17 protein-coding genes are annotated in these 18,127 nt (G+C 71.7%); 9 read left to right on the top strand and 8 right to left on the bottom strand.

From position 1 onward, the window contains the following. Nucleotides 1-41 precede the first annotated feature (41 nt). Nucleotides 42-797, top strand: a complete 756-nt coding sequence (locus OHT76_RS05995; protein ID WP_328869696.1) for an alpha/beta fold hydrolase — start codon at nt 42-44, stop codon at nt 795-797. A gap of 3 nt (nt 798-800) precedes the next feature. Here OHT76_RS05995 and OHT76_RS05990 read toward each other — a convergent pair whose 3' ends face one another. Further along, nucleotides 801-1,400: a class I SAM-dependent methyltransferase gene (locus tag OHT76_RS05990; protein WP_328869695.1), complete on the bottom strand. Its 600-nt coding sequence runs from the start codon at nt 1,398-1,400 to the stop codon at nt 801-803. Between the two features lie 173 nt (nt 1,401-1,573). On the opposite strand from OHT76_RS05990, the gene OHT76_RS05985 reads away from it, so the two are divergent. The 5 genes from OHT76_RS05985 to OHT76_RS05965 all read left to right on the top strand — a co-directional run bounded on the left by OHT76_RS05985 (nt 1,574) and on the right by OHT76_RS05965 (nt 6,556). Further along, nucleotides 1,574-2,347, top strand: coding sequence for an MHYT domain-containing protein (locus OHT76_RS05985; RefSeq protein WP_328869694.1), 774 nt, complete (start codon nt 1,574-1,576; stop codon nt 2,345-2,347). 42 nt (nt 2,348-2,389) lie between these two features. Further along, nucleotides 2,390-4,909: a sensor histidine kinase gene (locus OHT76_RS05980; RefSeq protein WP_328869693.1), complete on the top strand. Its 2,520-nt coding sequence runs from the start codon at nt 2,390-2,392 to the stop codon at nt 4,907-4,909. Continuing rightward, a complete protein-coding gene (locus tag OHT76_RS05975; RefSeq protein WP_328869692.1) occupies nt 4,906-5,343 on the top strand; it encodes a roadblock/LC7 domain-containing protein in 438 nt (145 codons plus the stop codon). Before OHT76_RS05980 ends, OHT76_RS05975 begins: the two co-directional genes overlap by 4 nt. Before the next feature lie 22 nt (nt 5,344-5,365). Next, nucleotides 5,366-5,779, top strand: a complete 414-nt coding sequence (locus OHT76_RS05970; protein WP_328869691.1) for a DUF742 domain-containing protein — start codon at nt 5,366-5,368, stop codon at nt 5,777-5,779. 171 nt (nt 5,780-5,950) lie between these two features. Further along, nucleotides 5,951-6,556, top strand: coding sequence for a GTP-binding protein (locus OHT76_RS05965; RefSeq protein ID WP_315883856.1), 606 nt, complete (start codon nt 5,951-5,953; stop codon nt 6,554-6,556). Between the two features lie 6 nt (nt 6,557-6,562). On the opposite strand, the gene OHT76_RS05960 is transcribed toward OHT76_RS05965, so the two are convergent. Beyond that, a complete protein-coding gene (locus tag OHT76_RS05960; protein ID WP_328869690.1) occupies nt 6,563-6,991 on the bottom strand; it encodes a PPOX class F420-dependent oxidoreductase in 429 nt (142 codons plus the stop codon). Nucleotides 6,992-7,088: 97 nt separating this feature from the next. Here OHT76_RS05960 and OHT76_RS05955 point away from each other — a divergent pair, with 97 nt between their 5' ends. Together OHT76_RS05955 and OHT76_RS05950 are read left to right on the top strand one after the other, a co-directional pair. After that, nucleotides 7,089-7,502, top strand: a complete 414-nt coding sequence (locus tag OHT76_RS05955) for a roadblock/LC7 domain-containing protein (RefSeq protein ID WP_315883858.1) — start codon at nt 7,089-7,091, stop codon at nt 7,500-7,502. A 126-nt stretch (nt 7,503-7,628) separates the two neighbouring features. Then, nucleotides 7,629-8,501, top strand: coding sequence for a DUF6397 family protein (locus tag OHT76_RS05950; RefSeq protein ID WP_328869689.1), 873 nt, complete (start codon nt 7,629-7,631; stop codon nt 8,499-8,501). A gap of 1 nt (nt 8,502) precedes the next feature. Here OHT76_RS05950 and OHT76_RS05945 read toward each other — a convergent pair whose 3' ends face one another. Together OHT76_RS05945 and OHT76_RS05940 are read right to left on the bottom strand one after the other, a co-directional pair. Next, the gene (locus OHT76_RS05945; protein ID WP_328869688.1) at nt 8,503-9,372 is read right to left on the bottom strand and encodes an acyl-CoA thioesterase; all 870 of its coding nucleotides are present in this window, start codon (nt 9,370-9,372) and stop codon (nt 8,503-8,505) included. Between the two features lie 19 nt (nt 9,373-9,391). After that, the gene (locus OHT76_RS05940) at nt 9,392-11,905 is read right to left on the bottom strand and encodes a DEAD/DEAH box helicase (protein ID WP_328869687.1); all 2,514 of its coding nucleotides are present in this window, start codon (nt 11,903-11,905) and stop codon (nt 9,392-9,394) included. A gap of 145 nt (nt 11,906-12,050) precedes the next feature. On the opposite strand from OHT76_RS05940, the gene OHT76_RS05935 reads away from it, so the two are divergent. Further along, nucleotides 12,051-12,845 carry a metal-dependent hydrolase gene (locus tag OHT76_RS05935; RefSeq protein WP_328869686.1) on the top strand — a complete coding sequence of 265 codons (795 nt, stop codon included), beginning with the start codon at nt 12,051-12,053 and terminating at the stop codon, nt 12,843-12,845. A gap of 20 nt (nt 12,846-12,865) precedes the next feature. On the opposite strand, the gene OHT76_RS05930 is transcribed toward OHT76_RS05935, so the two are convergent. The 4 genes from OHT76_RS05930 to OHT76_RS05915 form a co-directional block, all read right to left on the bottom strand. After that, complete coding sequence (locus tag OHT76_RS05930) at nt 12,866-13,126, bottom strand: type B 50S ribosomal protein L31 (protein WP_328869685.1); 261 nt, start codon at nt 13,124-13,126, stop codon at nt 12,866-12,868. Nucleotides 13,127-13,159: 33 nt separating this feature from the next. Then, nucleotides 13,160-13,630 (bottom strand): DUF5709 domain-containing protein, encoded by a 471-nt coding sequence (locus OHT76_RS05925; protein WP_328869684.1) that lies wholly within the window; start codon nt 13,628-13,630, stop codon nt 13,160-13,162. A 621-nt stretch (nt 13,631-14,251) separates the two neighbouring features. Beyond that, nucleotides 14,252-16,069, bottom strand: coding sequence for an ABC transporter ATP-binding protein (locus OHT76_RS05920; RefSeq protein WP_328869683.1), 1,818 nt, complete (start codon nt 16,067-16,069; stop codon nt 14,252-14,254). Next, nucleotides 16,066-17,940, bottom strand: coding sequence for an ABC transporter ATP-binding protein (locus OHT76_RS05915; protein ID WP_328869682.1), 1,875 nt, complete (start codon nt 17,938-17,940; stop codon nt 16,066-16,068). The genes OHT76_RS05920 and OHT76_RS05915 overlap by 4 nt, the downstream gene beginning before the upstream one ends. Between the last annotated feature and the right edge of the window lie 187 nt (nt 17,941-18,127).

Genomic DNA, 18,127 nt, shown 5'->3' with positions numbered 1-18,127 from the left:
ATTCTCCTTGGTGGCGATTGGTGCACGGGGAGGGTGACGCGATGAAGCAGGCCGAGTTCGACGGCAAGGGGAGCTGTGTCCGATGGACGGAGACGCCGGGCGATGATCCCGCGCGTGTGTATGTGCACGGGCTGGGGTCGGTGTCGTCCGTGTACCACGCGCACATCGCCGCTCGTCCCGAACTCGCGGGCCGGCGCAGCCTGTTCGTCGATCTGCCGGGGCACGGCATCAGCGATCGGCCCCAGCATTTCGGTTACACCCTGGAGGAGCACGCCGACGCCCTGGCGGCCGTATTGGACACGGCGGAACTGGCCGGCGCCGAGCTGGTCGCGCACAGCATGGGCGGCGCCGTAGCCATCGTGCTCGCCCATCGGCGCCCCGAACTCGTCTCCCGGCTTGTCCTGACGGAGGCCAACCTCGACGCCTTCCCGCTGCCCACCGCGGGAAGCAGCGGCATCGCCTCCCATGAGGAGGACGCGTTCGTCGACGGCGCCCACGCGCGCGTGCTGGAGAAGGTCGGACCGCTGTGGGCGGCCACGATGCGCCTGGCCGACCCACGCGCACTGCACCGCACCGCGATCGGCCTCATCCGTGGTTCGCAGCCCGTGATGCGCGACATCCTCGAAGGCCTGCCGGTCGAGCGCGTGTATTTGCAGGGCGAGCTGAGCGGTGAACTGGAGGGCAGGCAAGCCCTGGAGGCGGCGGGCGTGCGTGTGGTGACGGTGCCCGGCGCCGGCCACAACGTCATGTTCGACAACCCTGACGTCTTCGCCGCCGCGGTCGCCGGGCAGGCGTGAGGGTCAGCCTTCCCGTACCGCGAGCGCCAGGAAGCGGTCGTCCTCGTCGACGTACGACGTCATGCGCCACCCGGAACCGGCAAGCAGCGGGCGGAGGTTGGGCTCCGCCCGCAGGTCGTCCGGGGTGATCTGCCGCCCCTGGCGGGCCGCGAGTGCCGCCCTGCCGATCGGGTGGAACAGCGCCAGCGTGCCGCCCGGGCGCACCACACGGGCCAACTCCCGAAGATTCTCCGCCGGATGGGGCAGATGGGCGATCAGCCCCGCTCCGAAGACGGCGTCCAGCGACTCCGAGCGCAGCGGGAGTGCGGCCACGTCGGTGAGCAGCAGCTGCCCGTCCCGGTGCCGTCCCGCCCGTACGGCGGCCTCCAGCATGGCCGGGGTCAGATCGGCCCCGAGGACCACTCCCGAGGGCCCCACGGCCGCACGCAGGGGCGGCAGGGCCCGTCCGGTGCCGCAGCCGGCGTCGAGTACACGGTCCCCCTCGCGCAGTCCGAGGTCGGCGACCGCGGCCGCGTAGGCGGGGCCGTCGTCGGGGAACCTGTTGTCCCAGTCGGCGGCGCGGGCGGCGAAGAACTCCTGGACATGTGTGTGGTCGTCGCTCATGTTCCGCATGATCCCTCACCGGCGAGGGTGACGGACTCACCGAAAGGGATGATGCAGCGGCGCACACGTTCGAGCGGGAGGCGATCGTTCAGGGAAGCATTCGTGTCATATTCCAACACCTTTCGAAATGCGCCCCCTTTGTGCGCCCATGCCCCGACTAGCGTCCCTGGGCCATGGGACACCTGGACCACGCCGCCCTGGGGTGGCTGACCCCCGCGCTGTCGTACGCCATGGCCTGCATCGGCGCCGCGCTGGGTCTGCGCTGCACCGTCCGCGCCCTCGGCGCCACCGGCCGTTCGCGCCGCAACTGGCTCGTCACCGCCGCCTCGGCCATCGGCACCGGCATCTGGACCATGCACTTCGTGGCCATGCTGGGCTTCAGCGTCAGCGGCACCGACATCCGCTACGACGTGCCGCTCACCATCGCGAGCCTGCTCGTCGCCATGGCCGTCGTCTGCGCCGGCGTCTTCGCCGTCGGCTACAGCCGCGACCGCACGCGCGCGCTCTTTCTGGGCGGCCTCACCACCGGGCTCGGCGTGGCCAGCATGCACTACCTGGGCATGGCGGCGGTGCGCCTGCACGGCGACGTGGACTACGACCCCGTCCTCGTCGGCCTTTCGGTGCTGATCGCCGTCGTCGCCGCGACGGCGGCACTGTGGGCGGCGCTCAACATCAAGTCACCCGTAGCCGTCACCGTCGCCTCCCTGATCATGGGCGCGGCGGTGAGCAGCATGCACTACACCGGGATGTTCGCGGTGAGCGTACGGGTCACGCCCGGCGGGGACGTCCTGCCCGGGGCCACGGCGATGCAGTTCATCTTCCCCCTCGCCGTCGGCCTCGGGTCCTATCTCTTCCTGACCTCGGCCTTCGTCGCCCTGTCCCCGACGACAGGGGAGCGCGAGGCCTCCGCCTCCGCCCAGCGGCCGGTCGAGAGCGTCGCCCGTTAGCCACCGGCACGCCCCGACGAACCACTTCCGAGCGAGGAGGCCATGCGTACACCCCGTAGGACCACCCCACCCGGCGCCGAGACGCCGCCCGTGCGCGGCCGTCGCGCCCACGCGGGACCGCCCGCCGACGAAATCCCGGACGAGCCGGCCGACGCGGTGCCCGAGGACGCACCCGCGCGCGGAGGGCCTTGGCGGATACGGCCGCGCACCGTCCGGGCCAAGATCGTCTGCCTGCTGATGGTGCCGGTGGTCTCGCTGCTGGCCCTGTGGGCCTACGCCACCGTCACCACCGCACAGGACGTCTCCAGGCTGCGGCAGGTCCAACGCGTCGACGCCGAGATCAGGGCCCCCGTCGCGGCCGCCGTAGCCGCCCTCCAGGCCGAGCGCGCGACCGCGGTACGGCTCGCCACCGATCCCTCCGCCGTGCCGGGCGGCGACTACAAGAAGCTCTCCGAACGCACCGACGCGGCCGTGGCCGAACTGCGCCTCGGCGACAGCAACACCGTCGCCGACGCCGAGGAACTACCTGCCGGCGTGGCCCAGCGCCTGGAGGAGTTCGTCACCGGCGCCGAGCGGCTCGGCTCGCTGCGCACCGTCGTGCTCGACCGCAGGGCAGGCTGGGACCAGACCTACGAGCGGTACACGAAGACCATCGCGGCCGCCTTCTCCGTGGGCGGCGCGCTCACCGGCATCCAGGACGCCGACCTCGGCTCCGACGCGCGCGTGCTGCTCGAGTTCTCCCGCGCGGGCGAGGCGTTGGCCCAGGAGGACGCGGTACTGGTCGGCGCACGCGTGGCCGGGAAGCTCGACGGAGAGCGACTGTGGCTGTTCTCCGGCGCCGTCGAGACCCGCCGTACCCTCACCGAGGGCGCCGTCGCCGACCTGCGCGGCCCCGAGCGCACCGCCTGGCAGAAGCTCGCCGCCGGCGGTGACTACGCCGCCGTGGGCGCCGCGGAGGACGCGGTCCTCGCCGCCGCCCCCGGGGCACGCGCGGTCGACGCCGCCCCGCAGGCCGCGTGGGACCGGGCACTCGCGCGCGTGCAGGACGAGATGCGCACCATCGAGGCCGACGCGGGACGCGGAGTCGCGGACCGGGCCGACCCGTTCACCCGCGGACTGCTCACCCCGGCCGGCGCCGCCGTGCTCCTCGGTCTCGCCGCCGTCGCCGCCTCGCTGGTGATCTCGGTACGCATCGGTCGCGGCCTGGTCGTCGAGCTGGTGAGCCTGCGCAACAGCGCGCTGGAGATCGCCCGCCGCAAACTCCCCGAGGCGATGCGGAGATTGCGCGCGGGGGAGGAGATCGACATCCGTGCCGAGGCCCCGCCGGGGCCGCGAGCGGAGGACGAGGCCGGACAGGTCGCCGAGGCGCTGGGCACCGTCCACCGCGCCGCCCTGCGCGCCGCCGTCGAGCGCGCCGAACTCGCCAGCGGCATCTCCGGGGTCTTCGTCAACCTCGCCCGCCGCAGCCAGGTCCTGGTGCACCGTCAGCTCAGCCTGCTGGACAGCATGGAGCGCCGCTCGGACGATCCGAACGAACTGAGCGACCTGTTCCGGCTCGACCACCTCACCACCCGGATGCGCCGCCACGCGGAGAGCCTGATCATCCTCTCCGGCGCGGCGCCCGGCCGCGCCTGGCGGATGCCCGTCTCGCTGACCAACGTCGTGCGCGCGGCCGTCTCCGAAGTCGAGGACTACGCGCGCGTGGAGGTACGACAACTGCCCGAGGCGGCCGTCATCGGCGCGGCCGTAGCCGACCTCACGCACCTGCTGGCGGAACTCGTCGAGAACGCCGCCCAGTTCTCGCCGCCCCACACACGCGTGCGCATCACCGGCGAACCCGTGGGCAACGGCTACGCGGTCGAAGTCGAGGACCGCGGGCTCGGCATGGGCAAGGAGACTCTCGCCGAGGCCAACCGCCGTATCGAACAGTCCGAGGCGCTCGACCTGTTCGACAGCGACCGGCTCGGTCTCTTCGTGGTGAGCAGGCTCGCCGCGCGACACGGCATCAAGGTGCACCTGCGCACCTCGCCCTACGGCGGCACCACCGCGGTCGTTCTGCTGCCCACCTCGCTCTTGCACGGCGGGGCGGCGGAACGTTCCCCTCGCAAGGCGGCCGAGGTACCCCAGGCCGTCGAGCGCGAGTACGCGCGTGTGCCCGGCGGCGCCGCGCACCAGGAGCCGGTCGAGGCACCGGCCGACCGGCCCGCACTGGTGGCCCCCGCCCCTGCACCCGTGGCCGCGAACACCACAACCGAAAAACCGCCCCCCGGAGTCACCGCCTTGCGACTGCACCGCCCCCCGGACGACTCCGACGGCTCCGACGACCTGCCCCGCCGCGTCCGCCAGGCGAGCCTCGCCCCTCAACTGCGCGAGCAACACACCGAGGCGCCGGACCGGACGGCCGCCAACGGGGGCGACGACCGGCGCACACCCGAGCTCGTACGGGACCGCATGGCGGCGTACCGCGACGGCTGGACGCGCGGCGGCGGGCGGAAACCGGGCCGTGGTGCCGTCCCGGATTCGACAGTGCGCAGTGACAGCAGCGAAGGAGACCCCGCATGATCCAGGATCCCGGCATGAGGGCCGCCCAGCGGTCCGGCGAACTCGACTGGCTGCTGGACGACCTGGTGCTGCGCGTGAGCGAGGTGCGCCATGCGGTGGTGCTCTCCAACGACGGGCTCGCCGTGGGCGCGTCCACCGATCTCAGCCGCGAGGACGCCGAACACCTGGCGGCGGTCGCGTCCGGCTTCCACAGTCTGGCCAAGGGCGCGGGCCGGCACTTCGGGGCCGGTGGCGTGCGCCAGACCATGGTGGAGATGGACGACGGCTTCCTGTTCGTGGCCGCCGCGGGCGACGGTTCCTGCCTCGCCGTCCTCACCGCCGTGACCGCCGACATCGGCCTGGTGGCGTACGAGATGGCGCGTCTGGTGAAACGTGTCGGCGAGCACCTCTTCACCGCGCCGCGCATCGGTGCGCGGCCGCCCGCCGCAGGCTGAGGTCAGAAGGCGATCCGTACCGATGAACGAAGACCTGACGGGCGCCCCGCGCGAGCAGGGCAGCCAGTGGTACGACAACGAGGCCGGGCCCCTCGTCCGCCCGTACGCCATGACGGGCGGGCGCACCAAGCCCGGCCCCACCGGAGTCCGCTTCGACCTGATCGCGCTCGTCACGCTGGACGCGGGCGCGCCGGGCCCCGACGACGAGACCGCGCTCGGACCGGAACACCGGGCGCTGATCGAGCTGTGCCGGCCGGAGACGCAGTCGGTCGCGGAACTCGCCGCGGGCGCCGACCTTCCGGTGGGCGTCGTCCGGGTGCTCCTCGGCGACCTCCTGGAAATGGGCTGTGTCACCGTCAGTCGCCCGGTGCCGCCCGCGCAGCTTCCTGACGAACGGATTCTGCGCGAAGTGATCGAAGGATTGCGGGCGCTGTAGATGACAGTTCACAACCAGGTAAAAAGCGGTCGAATCCTTCGGGAGGGCGCCGGAGTTGTCATGATGCTGCCTTCGCACACACGCACTGAAGCCGCGTACGCACGTTCCGTGAGCGCGCGGTGCACACCCGACGGCCTCGACCGTTGCCGGCACTCCCGAGAGAAGTGATCGATGGTCTCCGAGAACTCCGCTGACCCGGGCGGCGAGACGGCCGCCCTGGCGTTGAAGATCCTGGTCGCCGGCGGTTTCGGCGTGGGCAAGACGACCTTGGTGGGCGCGGTCAGCGAGATCAGGCCGCTGCGCACCGAGGAACTGCTCAGCGAGGCGGGTCAGTTGGTGGACGACACCGACGGCGTGGATCACAAAGTCACGACCACCGTGGCCATGGACTTCGGACGCATCACCATCCGCTCCGGCCTCTCGCTCTACTTGTTCGGCACGCCCGGCCAGGACCGCTTCTGGTTCCTGTGGGACGAACTCTCCCAGGGAGCCCTCGGTGCCGTCGTCCTCGCCGACACCCGGCGCCTGGAGGACTGCTTCCCCGCCGTGGACTACTTCGAGCACCGGCACATCCCGTTCGTGGTGGCCGTCAACTGCTTCGCGGGCGCCCGCGCCTACGGCGCCCACGACGTCTCGCGCGCCCTCGACCTCGACAAGGGAACACCCGTGGTGCTCTGCGACGCCCGGGACCGCGACTCGGGGAAGGAGGTGCTCATCCGGCTCGTCGAGTACGCCGGGCGGATGCACACCGCCCGGCTGCTCGACTCGGTCGGCTGAACGGGCTCAGTCCGCGACGGACTTGTGCGCCAGGACCTTCTCGATCGCGACGCGGACGAGGAGTTCACCCGGAACGCCGTTGCGGGCCCCGAACTCCTCGGCGCGCTCCTCGCCCATGTACCGGGCCCCGATGCGCGCGGCCCAGTGCCTCAGCTGCTCGGGATCCTGCGAGATCTGGGCCTTGCCCTGCAGTACGACGAAGTCGAACGGCGGCCGGTCGTCGTCCACGCACAGCGCGACGCGGCCGTCGCGGGCGAGGTTGCGCCCCTTCACGCTGGTACTGCCGGTGTTGAACACCACCTCGTCCCCGTCGAGCAGAAACCAGATCGGGGCCACGTGCGGACTTCCGTCGGCCCGGACCGTCGACAGCTTCGCGGTACGGGTGCCGTGCGAGACGAACTCCCGCCATTCCGTGTCGGTCATCTTCTGTGCCATGCCCCCATCCTCCTTGCCCGGAGCCCGGCTTGTCCGGAAGGCTGGCGAGCAGATCCTCCCTCGGCCAGGGGGGAGACATCTCACGGGGAGACAGGACATGGCGCAGAATCAAGGACTTGGCTGGCTGCTGGACGATCTGACGGAGCGTGTGGAGCATGTGCGGCACGCGCTGGTCCTGTCCAACGACGGGCTGGTGACCGGCGCGAGCACCGGGCTGCGCCGCGAGGACGCGGAGCATCTGGCCGCGGTCTCCTCCGGGCTGCACAGCCTCGCCAAGGGCTCCGGCCACCACTTCGGCGCGGGCAGGGTGCGCCAGACGATGGTCGAGTTCGACGACGCCGTCCTGTTCGTGACGGCCGCCGGAACCGGCAGCTGCCTGTGCGTCCTCAGTGGAGCGGAGGCCGACATCGGCCAGATCGCCTACGAGATGACCCTGCTCGTCAACCGGGTCGGCGAGCACCTCGCGGTGGATGCGCGAAAGCCCGAGCGGGATTCCACCACGGAGCTCTGACCTGCGCGTTTTCGCTTCCCCGTGGAGTTATCCACAGGCTCGCGCCGAGATCGGCCGGATTGGCTACGGTTCTGTCACGGCGAACGCACACAGCGTGAGCATCCGACTCCACGGGGGAGAGCGACCATGACAGGCGACACGATCACACAACCGCACGGCACCTCCTGCACGCCAGGACGCGCCGCCCGGGAACTGGGGCTGAAGCGACGCGAGTTCGACCTCGCCGTCCACCTCGGCCACATCCGGACCGTGCCCGACGAAGGAGGAGGCGGAGCCCGCCGCGTCGCCCGCTCCGAGATCGAGCGCGTGCGGGCCTCGGACGGCTTCCCCGAGTCGCTGCTGGAGCGGGTGCGAACCGTTGGCACCACCGAAGGCGCCACCCTGATGCAGGTGCCACCCGGCCGGTTCACCCGCCTCGCCCGCCTCGGCCTGGTGGTGCCCGTGACCTTCTATCTCAACCGCTACCGGGCCGTGGTCTGGATGTATCTGGCCGAGGAACTGAGGCAGTTCGCGGCCGACGAGGAGAACACCCCGCTGCTGAAGGCGCGTACCCCCGAAGGGCTGCGCGACCAACTGGAGGCCGGCCTGGATCTGCGCCCGCGCAACTGGCGCGGACGCCATCTGGGATACCTGCTGCGGCAGACCGACGACCCGTGGCAGCAGGCCGGAGCCGTGGCAGCCTTCCTCGACCCCATCCAGATCGCGGAGATCGTCACCGACCCCTACGAGCGCTCCCATCTGAACCGCTTCCGGCCCGGCCCGCCCGCGCACGGAACACCGGGCTCACCGGCCGCGCGCCTGTGCGAGCAGATCATGACGGCGGACGACGCGGACGAGATCGGCTGGCTGCGGGCCGACCTCGCACAGGCGGTGGACGAGGCGCGCGAGCACCGGCCCGCGCCGCGCCCCACGGCGAAGCCGGCCACCCCCGCGCCGGTACCCGACGAACCCCGGCCCCCGCACCGACTGCTCGGCTGGCTGCGCCGCAGAAGCGCCTGACCTACAGGGCTCTGAACAGCCCCTCCTGGACGACCGACACCAGCAGCCGTCCCTGGAGGTCATAGATCCGCCCACGGGCCAGACCACGCCCGCCCGTGGCGATCGGCGACTCCTGGTCGTACAGGAACCACTCGTCCGCGCGGAACGGCCGGTGGAACCACATCGCGTGGTCCAGCGACGCGATGTCGAAACTCCGCGGGCCCCACAGGGGTTCGACCGGGATGCGCACGGCGTCCAGGAGGGTCATGTCACTGGCGTAGGTCAGCGCGCAGGTGTGCACGACCGGGTCGTCCCCGAGCGGCCCGACCGCACGCATCCACACCGCGCTGCGCGGCTCGGCGTCCTTGACCTCCTCGGGCGTCCAGCGCAGCCGGTCCACATAGCGGATGTCGAAGGGCTGGCGGCGAGCCATCCGCTCCAACTGCTCCGGCAGTGCGCCCAGATGCTCCCGGATCTCGTCGGTGACCGTCGGCAGCGACTCCGGGTCCGGGACCTTACGGGCCGGCGGCAGCTGGTGCTCGAAGCTCCCCTGCTCAGGCTTGTGAAAGGAGGCGGTGAGATTGAAGATCGTGCGGCCCTGCTGCACTGCGGTGACCCGGCGGGTCGTGAACGACCGCCCGTCCCGCACCCGTTCGACCTGGTACACGATCGGAACGCCCGGCCGGCCCGGGCGCAGGAAGTACGCGTGCAGCGAGTGCACCGGACGGTCGCCGTCCGTGGTGCGCGCGGCGGCGACCAGCGCCTGGCCCGCCACCTGCCCGCCGAAGACCCGCTGCAGGGACTCCTGGGGACTGCGGCCACGGAAGATGTTGACCTCGATCTGCTCCAGGTCGAGCAGGTCGACGAGCCTCTCGGCCGGATTCGTCGTCATGGGTGGGATTCTCCTGTGCTCACAACTGGCCTACGTCGGTGACGCGGACCACCGCGCGGCCCTCCGCGTCGGAGGCGGCGAGGTCGATCTCCGCGCTGATGCCCCAGTCATGGTCCCCGTTCGGGTCGTCGAAGATCTGGCGGACGCGCCACAGACGGTTCGCCGGCTCCTCCTCGATCACCAGGAGCTTCGGGCCGCGGGCATTGGGGCCGGTGCCGAGGTCGTCGTACTCGTCCCAGTACTTGTCCATGGCCTCGCCCCAGGCGTCCGCGTCCCAGCCTGCGTCGGCGTCCATCTCGCCCAGCTCCTCGACATGGTCGAGGGCGGCGAGCTCGACCCGGCGGAACAGCGCGTTGCGGACCAGGACACGGAAGGCGCGCGCGTTGGTGGTGACCGGCTTGACCTCGTCGGCCTTCTCCTGGGCCTCCTCCGCGGTCATCTCCTCCGGATTGGCGAGCTGCTCCCACTCGTCCAGCAGGCTGGAGTCGACCTGGCGGACCATCTCGCCCAGCCACTCGATCAGGTCCTGCAGGTCCTCGGACTTCAGATCGTCCGGGATGTTGTGGTCGAGGGTCTTGTAGGCGCTCGCCAGGTAGCGCAGCACGATGCCCTCGGTGCGGGCCAGCTCGTAGTGGGACACCAACTCCGTGAAGGACATCGCCCGTTCGTACATGTCGCGGATGACGGACTTCGGCGAGAGCGGATGGTCACCGACCCAGGGGTGGCTCTTGCGGTACGTGTCGTACGCGTGGAAGAGCAGCTCCTCCAGGGGCTTGGGGTAGCTGATGTCCTGGAGGCGCTCCATGCGCTCCTCGTACTCCACGCCGTCGGCCTTCATCGCGGCGACGGCCTCGCCCTTGGCCTTGTTCAGCTGGGCGACGAGGATCTGCCGGGGATCGTCCAGGGTGGACTCCACGACGGACACCATGTCCAGGGCGTAGGAAGGCGACTCCGGGTCCAGCAGCTCGAACGCTGCCAGCGCGAAGGTGGACAGCGGCTGGTTGAGGGCGAAGTCCTGCTGGAGATCGACGGTGAGCCGGACGATACGGCCCTCGGCGTCCGGCTGGTCGAGCTTCTCGACGATGCCGCCGTCCAACAGCGAGCGGTAGATGGCGATCGCGCGCCGGATGTGCCTCAGCTGCTGCTTGCGCGGCTCGTGGTTGTCCTCCAGCAGATGCCGCATCGCCTCGAAGGCGTTGCCCGGCCGGGCGATCACCGACAGCAGCATGGTGTGGGTCACCCGGAAGCGGGACGTGAGCGGCTCCGGCTCGGAGCCGATGAGCTTCTCGAAGGTGTTGTCCGTCCACCCGACGAAGCCCTCGGGCGCCTTCTTGCGGACGACCTTGCGGCGCTTCTTCGGATCGTCGCCGGCCTTGGCCAGCGCTTTCTCGTTCTCGATGACATGCTCGGGTGCCTGGGCGACGACAAAGCCCGCCGTGTCGAAGCCCGCACGACCGGCCCGGCCCGCGATCTGGTGGAACTCACGGGCGCGCAGGGTGCGGACACGGCTGCCGTCGTACTTCGTCAGCGCCGTGAACAGCACTGTGCGGATGGGGACATTGACGCCCACGCCCAGCGTGTCGGTACCGCAGATGACCTTCAGCAGACCGGCCTGGGCGAGCTTCTCCACCAGCCGGCGGTACTTGGGCAGCATGCCGGCGTGATGGACACCGATGCCGTGCCGGACGTAACGGGAGAGGTTGCGGCCGAACTTGGTGGTGAAGCGGAAGTTGCCGATGAGCTCGGCGATCTGGTCCTTCTCCTCGCGCGTGCACATGTTGATGCTCATCAGCGCCTGCGCCCGCTCCACGGCCTGCGCCTGCGTGAAGTGCACGATGTAGACCGGCGCCTGCTTGGTCTCCAGCAGTTCGGTCAGCGTCTCGGTGAGCGGGGTGAGTTTGTACTCGTAGGACAGCGGCACGGGACGGGTCGCCGAGCGGACCACGGCCGTCGGGCGGCCGGTGCGCCGGGTGAGGTCCTCCTCGAACATCGAGACGTCGCCGAGCGTGGCCGACATCAGCACGAACTGCGCCTGCGGCAGTTCGAGGATCGGGATCTGCCAGGCCCACCCGCGGTCCCCCTCCGCGTAGAAGTGGAACTCGTCCATGACGACCTGCCCGACATCGGCGTGCTTGCCGTCGCGCAGCGCGATCGAGGCGAGGACCTCCGCGGTGCAGCAGATGACCGGGGCGTCGGCGTTGACGGACGCGTCGCCGGTGAGCATGCCGACGTTCTCGGTGCCGAAGATCTTGCACAGCTCGAAGAACTTCTCCGACACCAGCGCCTTGATCGGAGCCGTGTAGAAGGTGACCTCGTCCCGGGCGAGCGCGGCGAAGTGGGCTCCCGCCGCGATCATGCTCTTGCCGGAGCCGGTGGGCGTCGACACGATCACGTTCGCGCCGGAGACCACCTCGATCAGCGCCTCCTCCTGGTGGGGATAGAGGGTCAGGCCGCGCTCCTCGGCCCACGACTCGAAGGCTTCGTAGAGGGCGTCGGGGTCGGCGGTCGGCGGCAGCTGATCGATGAGGGTCACCCACCCATCTTGCCTGGCGTCCCGGCCGACGGGGGAATCGGCTGCCCACACGAAGATCGCGAACGCTACGCTGTGTCGCCGACGACACGTCAGCGCACACCGTCAACTGGACAGCGGCACACGAGGAATGGGGCGGGCAACGGCCATGATGGGACCAGCACACTCACTGTCGGGCGCCGCGGCCTGGCTCGGCGTAGGGGCGGCGGCCGCGGCGGCCGGACGTCCGATGCCCTGGCCCGTCGTCCTGGTCGGCGCGCTGATCTGCGCCGGCGCGGCTCTGGCCCCGGACCTCGACCACAAGGCGGCCACCATCTCCCGGGCCTTCGGGCCGCTCTCACGGGGGCTGTGCGAGATCGTCGACAAGCTCTCCTACGCCGTCTACAAGGCGACCAGGAAGCAGGGCGACCCGCGCCGCTCCGGCGGCCACCGCACGCTCACGCACACCTGGCTGTGGGCGGTCCTGATCGGCGCCGGCGCCTCGGTGCTGGCGATCACCGGGGGGCGTTGGGCGGTGCTGGGCATCCTCTTCGCGCACATAGTGCTCGCCATCGAGGGCCTGCTGTGGCGGGCGACCCGTGGCTCCAGCGCCGACGTGCTGGTGTGGCTGCTGGCGGCGACCAGTGCGTGGATCCTCGCGGGCGTGCTGGACAAGCCGGGCAACGGCGCGGACTGGCTGTTCACGGCGCCGGGCCAGGAGTATCTGTGGTTGGGCCTGCCGATCGTGCTGGGCGCGCTGGTGCACGACATCGGGGACGCGCTGACGGTGTCGGGCTGCCCGATCCTGTGGCCGATCCCGGTGGGCCGCAAGCGCTGGTACCCGATCGGCCCGCCGAAGGCCATGCGCTTCCGGGCGGGCAGCTGGGTGGAGCTGAAGGTGCTGATGCCCGTGTTCATGCTGCTCGGGGGCGTGGGCTGCGCGGCGGCGCTCAACGTGATCTGAGCGAGGGCGGCGCGGCCCCGTCAGGAGTCGTCGGCGCCTGCGCCGCCGTAGCGCCGCTCGAAGCGGGCGACGCGGCCCTCCGTGTCCACCGTCCGCGCCTTGCCGGTGTAGAAGGGGTGGCTCTCCGAGGAGATCTCCACGTCCACGACCGGGTAGGTCTCGCCGTCGTCCCACTCGATGGTCTCGCCGCTGGTCGCGGTGGACCGGGTGAGGAAGGCGTACCCGGCGGCGCGGTCCCGGAAGACGACCTGGTGGTAGTCGGGGTGCTTGTCCTGCTGCATGAAGGCTCCTCGCAGAACGCTGTGCCGGCTGCTTCAGCCGGACAGGGCGTCCTCGTCGACGATGTGCATGGCGGCCTCCTCGGCCGAGGCCGCGGCGCCGTCGATACCGACGTCCGTGGCGACCAGCGCGCTCTCCTCGTCCTCGTGCGCGCCCTCGTCGGGGGCGACGAGCCGGCCGGAGCGGGCCGCGCCGACCTCGTTGTCGAGGAGTTCGCCGTCGGTGCCCTCGACGTCGCCGATGCCGTCGCCGTCGGGAGTCTCGAGGTCGGGCAGCTCCTCGGCGAGCCGCTGGTCCAGCGTCTCGCCCTGGTGGCGCTCGGCGGCCGTCACACCGCTGCGCTCCACCGCCCATGGTCGCTCCGGCGGGGACCAGCCCCGGTCGAGAGGGTCGCCGACGCCGTCGTTGTCCAGGGTGTCCTCGGCGTCGAGCAGCCCCGCGTCGTCCTGGACTTCGGACGCGTCGGGCTGGTAGACGTCGTCACCCCATCCGTCGGCGCTGTTCACGGGTACCTCCAGTGGGTGGGGACGAGCCCGTCGTCACCGCGATCGACGACGGGCCGGCGCGCGGGACACTGGCTGCGCCCGACGCTTGCCGCATGCTTCCCGGGTGCTCCCCGAACCGGTGCCGCTATCCAGCCTTCCACCCCTGTTCGCCCCAGCGCAACGCCACGAGGCCGGGGCGTCGCCGAGACGCCCGCGGGAGCCGGTCTCCGGCCGGGAAATCCGGCGCCGCGAGGGCGGGGCGGCAGGGCCGACGGGCCGCGGCGCCAACCGGGCGCACGCATGCCCGCCGACCGTGGACCCGGTCGCGGAGGTCACCCTCGCCGACCCGGGTCCGTGGTCCTAGGGCCAGGAAGTCACCCTTGCCGACCCTGGTCGGCGCCCCGCGGGCCGGGAGAGCAGCCTGGCCGACCCGCGTCGGTGCCCTGCCGACTGGGAGACCAGCCTCGCCGACCCGCGTCGGTGCCCCGCCGGCCGGGAGACCAGCCTCGCCGCCCCAGTTCCACGCCCCGCGGGACGGGAGAGCACCCGCGCCGACCCAGGTCCGCGCCCCCGAGCCGGAAGACCCCTCACCGCCCCACGTCACACGCACCCCGCGCCCTCTACCAGGACCGCCCCCTCACCTCACCCGTGCCAGGACCGCCACAGCGCCGCGTACGCCCCCTTCGCCGCGACCAGCTCGTCATGGCTGCCCAGCTCGCTGATCCGGCCGTTCTCGACGACGGCGATGACGTCGGCGTCGTGGGCGGTGTGCAGGCGGTGGGCGATGGCCACCACCGTGCGGCCGTGCAGGACGCGGGCCAGGGAGCGTTCCAGATGGCGGGCGGCCCGTGGGTCGAGCAGGGACGTCGCCTCGTCCAGGACCAAGGTGTGCGGGTCGGCCAGCACCAGTCGGGCCAGCGCGATCTGCTGCGCCTGCGCCGGGGTCAGGGCGAAGCCGCCGGAGCCGACCTCGGTGTCCAGGCCGTCGTCGAGGGCGCGTGCCCAGCCGTCCGCGTCCACCGCCCCGAGCGCCGCCCACAGCTCGGCGTCGACGGCGTCGTCCGGCGCCCCCGCACTCGACGGGAGCCGGGAGTGGGGGAGGGCGAGCAACAGGTTGTCGCGCAGGGAACCCACGAAGACGTGGTGCTCCTGATTGACGAGGGCCACGTGCTCGCGGACCCGCTCGGCAGGCATCCGGGACAGCTCCGCACCGCCGAGGGCGATCCGGCCCTCCCGGGGCGCGTAGATGCCGGCGAGCAGCCTGCCCAGCGTGGACTTGCCCGCGCCGGACGGGCCGACCAGCGCGAGACGGGTGCCGGGGGCCACCTCGAGGGACACCTTGCGCAGGACGTCCACGCCGTCGACGTAGCCGAAGTGCACCCGGTCGGCGTGCACGTCGCGTCCGTCGGGAGCGAGCGAGGCGTCCCCGGCGTCCGGCTCGATGTCCCGGACGCCGACGAGGCGGGCCAGCGACACCTGGGCGACCTGGAGCTCGTCGTACCAGCGCAGAATCAGGCCCACCGGATCGACGAGCATCTGCGCGATGAGCGCGCCCGTGGTCAGCTCGCCCACCCCGATCCAGCCCTGCAGGGCGAACACGCCGCCGAGCATCAGGACCGAGCCGAGGACGGTGACATGGGTGACGTTGATGACCGGGAAGAGCACCGACCGCAGCCAGAGCGTGTAGCGCTCCCAGGCCGTCCACTCCTTGACCCGCTGCTTGGACAGGTCGATACGGCGCTCGCCGAGCCGGTGGGCCTCGACCGTGCGGCCGGCGTCCACCGTCTCGGCCAGGGCGGCGGCCACGGCGGCGTACCCGGCGGCCTCCGAGCGGTAGGCGGCGGGCGCCCGCTTGAAGTACCAGCGGCAGCCGACGACCAGCAGCGGTACGGCGACCAGCACCGCGGCGCCCAGCGGCGGCGCCGTGATCACCAGTCCGCCCAGCAGCAGCGCCGCCCACACCACGCCGATCGCCAGCTGGGGCACGGCTTCGCGCATGGCGTTGGCGAGCCGGTCGATGTCGGTCGTGATCCGGGACAGCAGATCGCCGGTCCCGGCGCGCTCCAGCACGCCGGGCGGCAGCCCGACGGACCGGACGAGGAAGTCCTCGCGCAGGTCGGCCAGCATCCGCTCGCCGAGTATCGCGCCGCGCAGCCGGACCTCCCGGACGAACACCGCCTGGATGACGAGCGCGACCAGGAACAGCGAGACGGTGAGCCCCAGATGGAGCTCCAGCGCACCGTCCGACACCCGCTCGACCAGGCCGCCGAGCAGCCACGGCCCCGCCATGGAGGCCATGACGGCGGCCGTGTTGACGGCGATCAGGATCAGGAAGGCCCGGCGGTGCCGGCGGAACAGTTCGATCACGTAGGCGCGTACGGTGGCCGGGGCGCCGACGGGCAGCGTGTTCGCCGTCGTCGGGGCCGCGGGGTCGTAGGCCGGTGGCGCCACGCCGATCATGCGCTCTCCTCGATCTCTTCCAGTGCGTCCAGTCGCGAGTCCCCGGCCCGTCGTGAATCCCCGGCCCGTCGCGAATCCCCGTCCAGCCGGGAGTCCCCGTCCACCCGTGCCGCGTCGCGCAGCGCCGCTTCCTCATCCGTCTCCCGAGTCACCACGGCCCGGTACAACGGCTCCTTGTGCAGCAGCTCCCGGTGCATCCCGACCGCTGTGACCTCGCCTTCGTGCACGAGGACGACGCGGTCGGCGCGGTCCAGGAGCAGCGGGGAGGAGGTGAACACCACGGTGGTGCGCCCCTCGCGCAGATCCCGCAGGCCACCCGCGATCCGTGCCTCTGTGTGGGAGTCCACGGCAGAGGTGGGTTCGTCCAGGACGAGCACCTCCGGATCCGTGACCAGCGACCGGGCCAGTGCCAGGCGCTGGCGCTGGCCGCCGGACAGGGAGCGGCCGCGTTCGGTGATGAGGGCGTCCATCGGGTCCGCTGCGTCGAGCGAACCCTGGGCCAGCGCGGCCAGTACGTCCTCGCACTGCGCCGCCGCGAGCGCCTCCGTCGAGCCGACCGCGCCCGACTTGGGTACGTCGAGCAGTTCGCGCAGGGTGCCGGAGAGCAGTACCGGGTCCTTGTCCTGGACGAGGACTGCAGTGCGCGCGGTGTCGAGAGGCAGTTCGTCCAGCGCCACCCCGCCCAGCCGGACCGAGGTGCCGGCCTCGGAGGGGTGGCCACCGAGCCGCTCGGCCAGCCGTCCGGCCGCGTCCGGGTCACCACACACCACGGCGGTGAACCGGCCCGTGGGCGCGAGCAGTCCGGTGGCCGGGTCGTACAGATCGCCGGACGGCAGGTCCGCCGCGCGCGAGCCGTCGGTGCCACGGTCGTCCACGGCTCGCTCCAGCGACAGCACCCGCGCGGCCCGCCGGGCCGAGGGGCGCGACAAGGAGTAGGCCATGGCGATCTCTTCGAAGTGCCGCAGAGGGTAGGTGAGCAGCATGATCGAGCTGTAGGCGGTGACCAGTTCACCGACGGCGATACGGCCGTCGCGGGCGAGATGGACGCCGTACCAGACGACCGCGATCAGCAGCAGGCCCGGCAGGAGTACCTGGATCGCGGTGATCAGGGCCCACATCCTGGCGCTGCGCACGGCGGCGTGGCGGACCTCCTGGGAGGCGCTGCGGTAGCGGTCGAGGAAGAGTTCCTCGCCGCCGATACCGCGCAGTACGCGCAGGCCCGCGACGGTGTCGGAGGCCAGTTCGGTGGCGCGGCCCGCCTTCTCGCGCTGGAAGTCGGCTCGTCGGGTCGCCCGGGGCAGCAGCGGCAGGACCGCCAGCGCCAGGACGGGCAGGCCCACCGCGACGACCACGCCGAGCGCGGGCTGGTAGATCACCAGGCCGATACAGACCAGCACGATGGTGACCGCGGCCGCGGTGAACCGGGAGACGGCCTCCACGAACCAGCCGATCTTCTCGACGTCACCGGTGGAGACGGCCACGACCTCGCCGGCCGCGACGCGCCGGGTCAGCGCGGAGCCGAGCAGGGCGGCCTTGCGGGCCAGCAGTTGCTGGACGCGGGCCGCGGCGCCGATCCAGTTGGTGACGGCGGCGCGGTGCAGGAAGGTGTCGCCGAGGGCGTTGCCGGCGCAGGCGAGCGCCAGCAGCCCGCCGGCGATCGCGAGCCGGCTGCCGGAGCGGTCCACGACGGCCTGGATGGCGAGTCCGACACAGAACGGCAGAGAGGCGACGGACACGAAGTGCAGCAGGCCCCAGGCCAGGGCCTTCAGTTGTCCGCCGAGTTGGTTTCGGAAGAGCCACCACAGGAAGCGGGGCCCCGAGCGGGCGTCCGGGACGCCCGGGTCGGGATACGGAAGGTCTTGAATCTGCATGACGTCCCAGTGGCTCGGGTCGGGGGTAGGAGGGAGGCAGCCACCGCTTTCGGCGGCAGCAAACCGTGACAGGTTCGCGTCGCAGCGTGGTCGGAAGCAAGCGGTTTTCCACATGGGCGAGACGATCCGGCTGTCACCATCGGCCCCACCGGACCCAGGGACTCCGCACGCCCCGGACATGACGTCG

The sequence above is a fragment of the Streptomyces sp. NBC_00287 genome, assembly GCF_036173105.1.
Classification (GTDB): domain Bacteria; phylum Actinomycetota; class Actinomycetes; order Streptomycetales; family Streptomycetaceae; genus Streptomyces.
The sequence above is the reverse complement of the archived record's forward strand: the minus strand, read 5'-3'. Positions and strand labels throughout refer to the sequence as shown.

Excerpts from the sequence above, each read along its gene's own strand:
- OHT76_RS05995 (WP_328869696.1), top strand. The coding sequence starts at position 42 with ATGAAGCAGGCCGAGTTCGACGGCAAGGGGAGCTGTGTCCGATGGACG.
- OHT76_RS05990 (WP_328869695.1), bottom strand. The coding sequence starts at position 1,400 with ATGAGCGACGACCACACACATGTCCAGGAGTTCTTCGCCGCCCGCGCC.
- OHT76_RS05985 (WP_328869694.1), top strand. The coding sequence starts at position 1,574 with ATGGGACACCTGGACCACGCCGCCCTGGGGTGGCTGACCCCCGCGCTG.
- OHT76_RS05980 (WP_328869693.1), top strand. The coding sequence starts at position 2,390 with ATGCGTACACCCCGTAGGACCACCCCACCCGGCGCCGAGACGCCGCCC.
- OHT76_RS05975 (WP_328869692.1), top strand. The coding sequence starts at position 4,906 with ATGATCCAGGATCCCGGCATGAGGGCCGCCCAGCGGTCCGGCGAACTC.
- OHT76_RS05970 (WP_328869691.1), top strand. The coding sequence starts at position 5,366 with ATGAACGAAGACCTGACGGGCGCCCCGCGCGAGCAGGGCAGCCAGTGG.
- OHT76_RS05965 (WP_315883856.1), top strand. The coding sequence starts at position 5,951 with ATGGTCTCCGAGAACTCCGCTGACCCGGGCGGCGAGACGGCCGCCCTG.
- OHT76_RS05960 (WP_328869690.1), bottom strand. The coding sequence starts at position 6,991 with ATGGCACAGAAGATGACCGACACGGAATGGCGGGAGTTCGTCTCGCAC.
- OHT76_RS05955 (WP_315883858.1), top strand. The coding sequence starts at position 7,089 with ATGGCGCAGAATCAAGGACTTGGCTGGCTGCTGGACGATCTGACGGAG.
- OHT76_RS05950 (WP_328869689.1), top strand. The coding sequence starts at position 7,629 with ATGACAGGCGACACGATCACACAACCGCACGGCACCTCCTGCACGCCA.
- OHT76_RS05945 (WP_328869688.1), bottom strand. The coding sequence starts at position 9,372 with ATGACGACGAATCCGGCCGAGAGGCTCGTCGACCTGCTCGACCTGGAG.
- OHT76_RS05935 (WP_328869686.1), top strand. The coding sequence starts at position 12,051 with ATGATGGGACCAGCACACTCACTGTCGGGCGCCGCGGCCTGGCTCGGC.
- OHT76_RS05930 (WP_328869685.1), bottom strand. The coding sequence starts at position 13,126 with ATGCAGCAGGACAAGCACCCCGACTACCACCAGGTCGTCTTCCGGGAC.
- OHT76_RS05920 (WP_328869683.1), bottom strand. The coding sequence starts at position 16,069 with ATGATCGGCGTGGCGCCACCGGCCTACGACCCCGCGGCCCCGACGACG.
- OHT76_RS05915 (WP_328869682.1), bottom strand. The coding sequence starts at position 17,940 with ATGCAGATTCAAGACCTTCCGTATCCCGACCCGGGCGTCCCGGACGCC.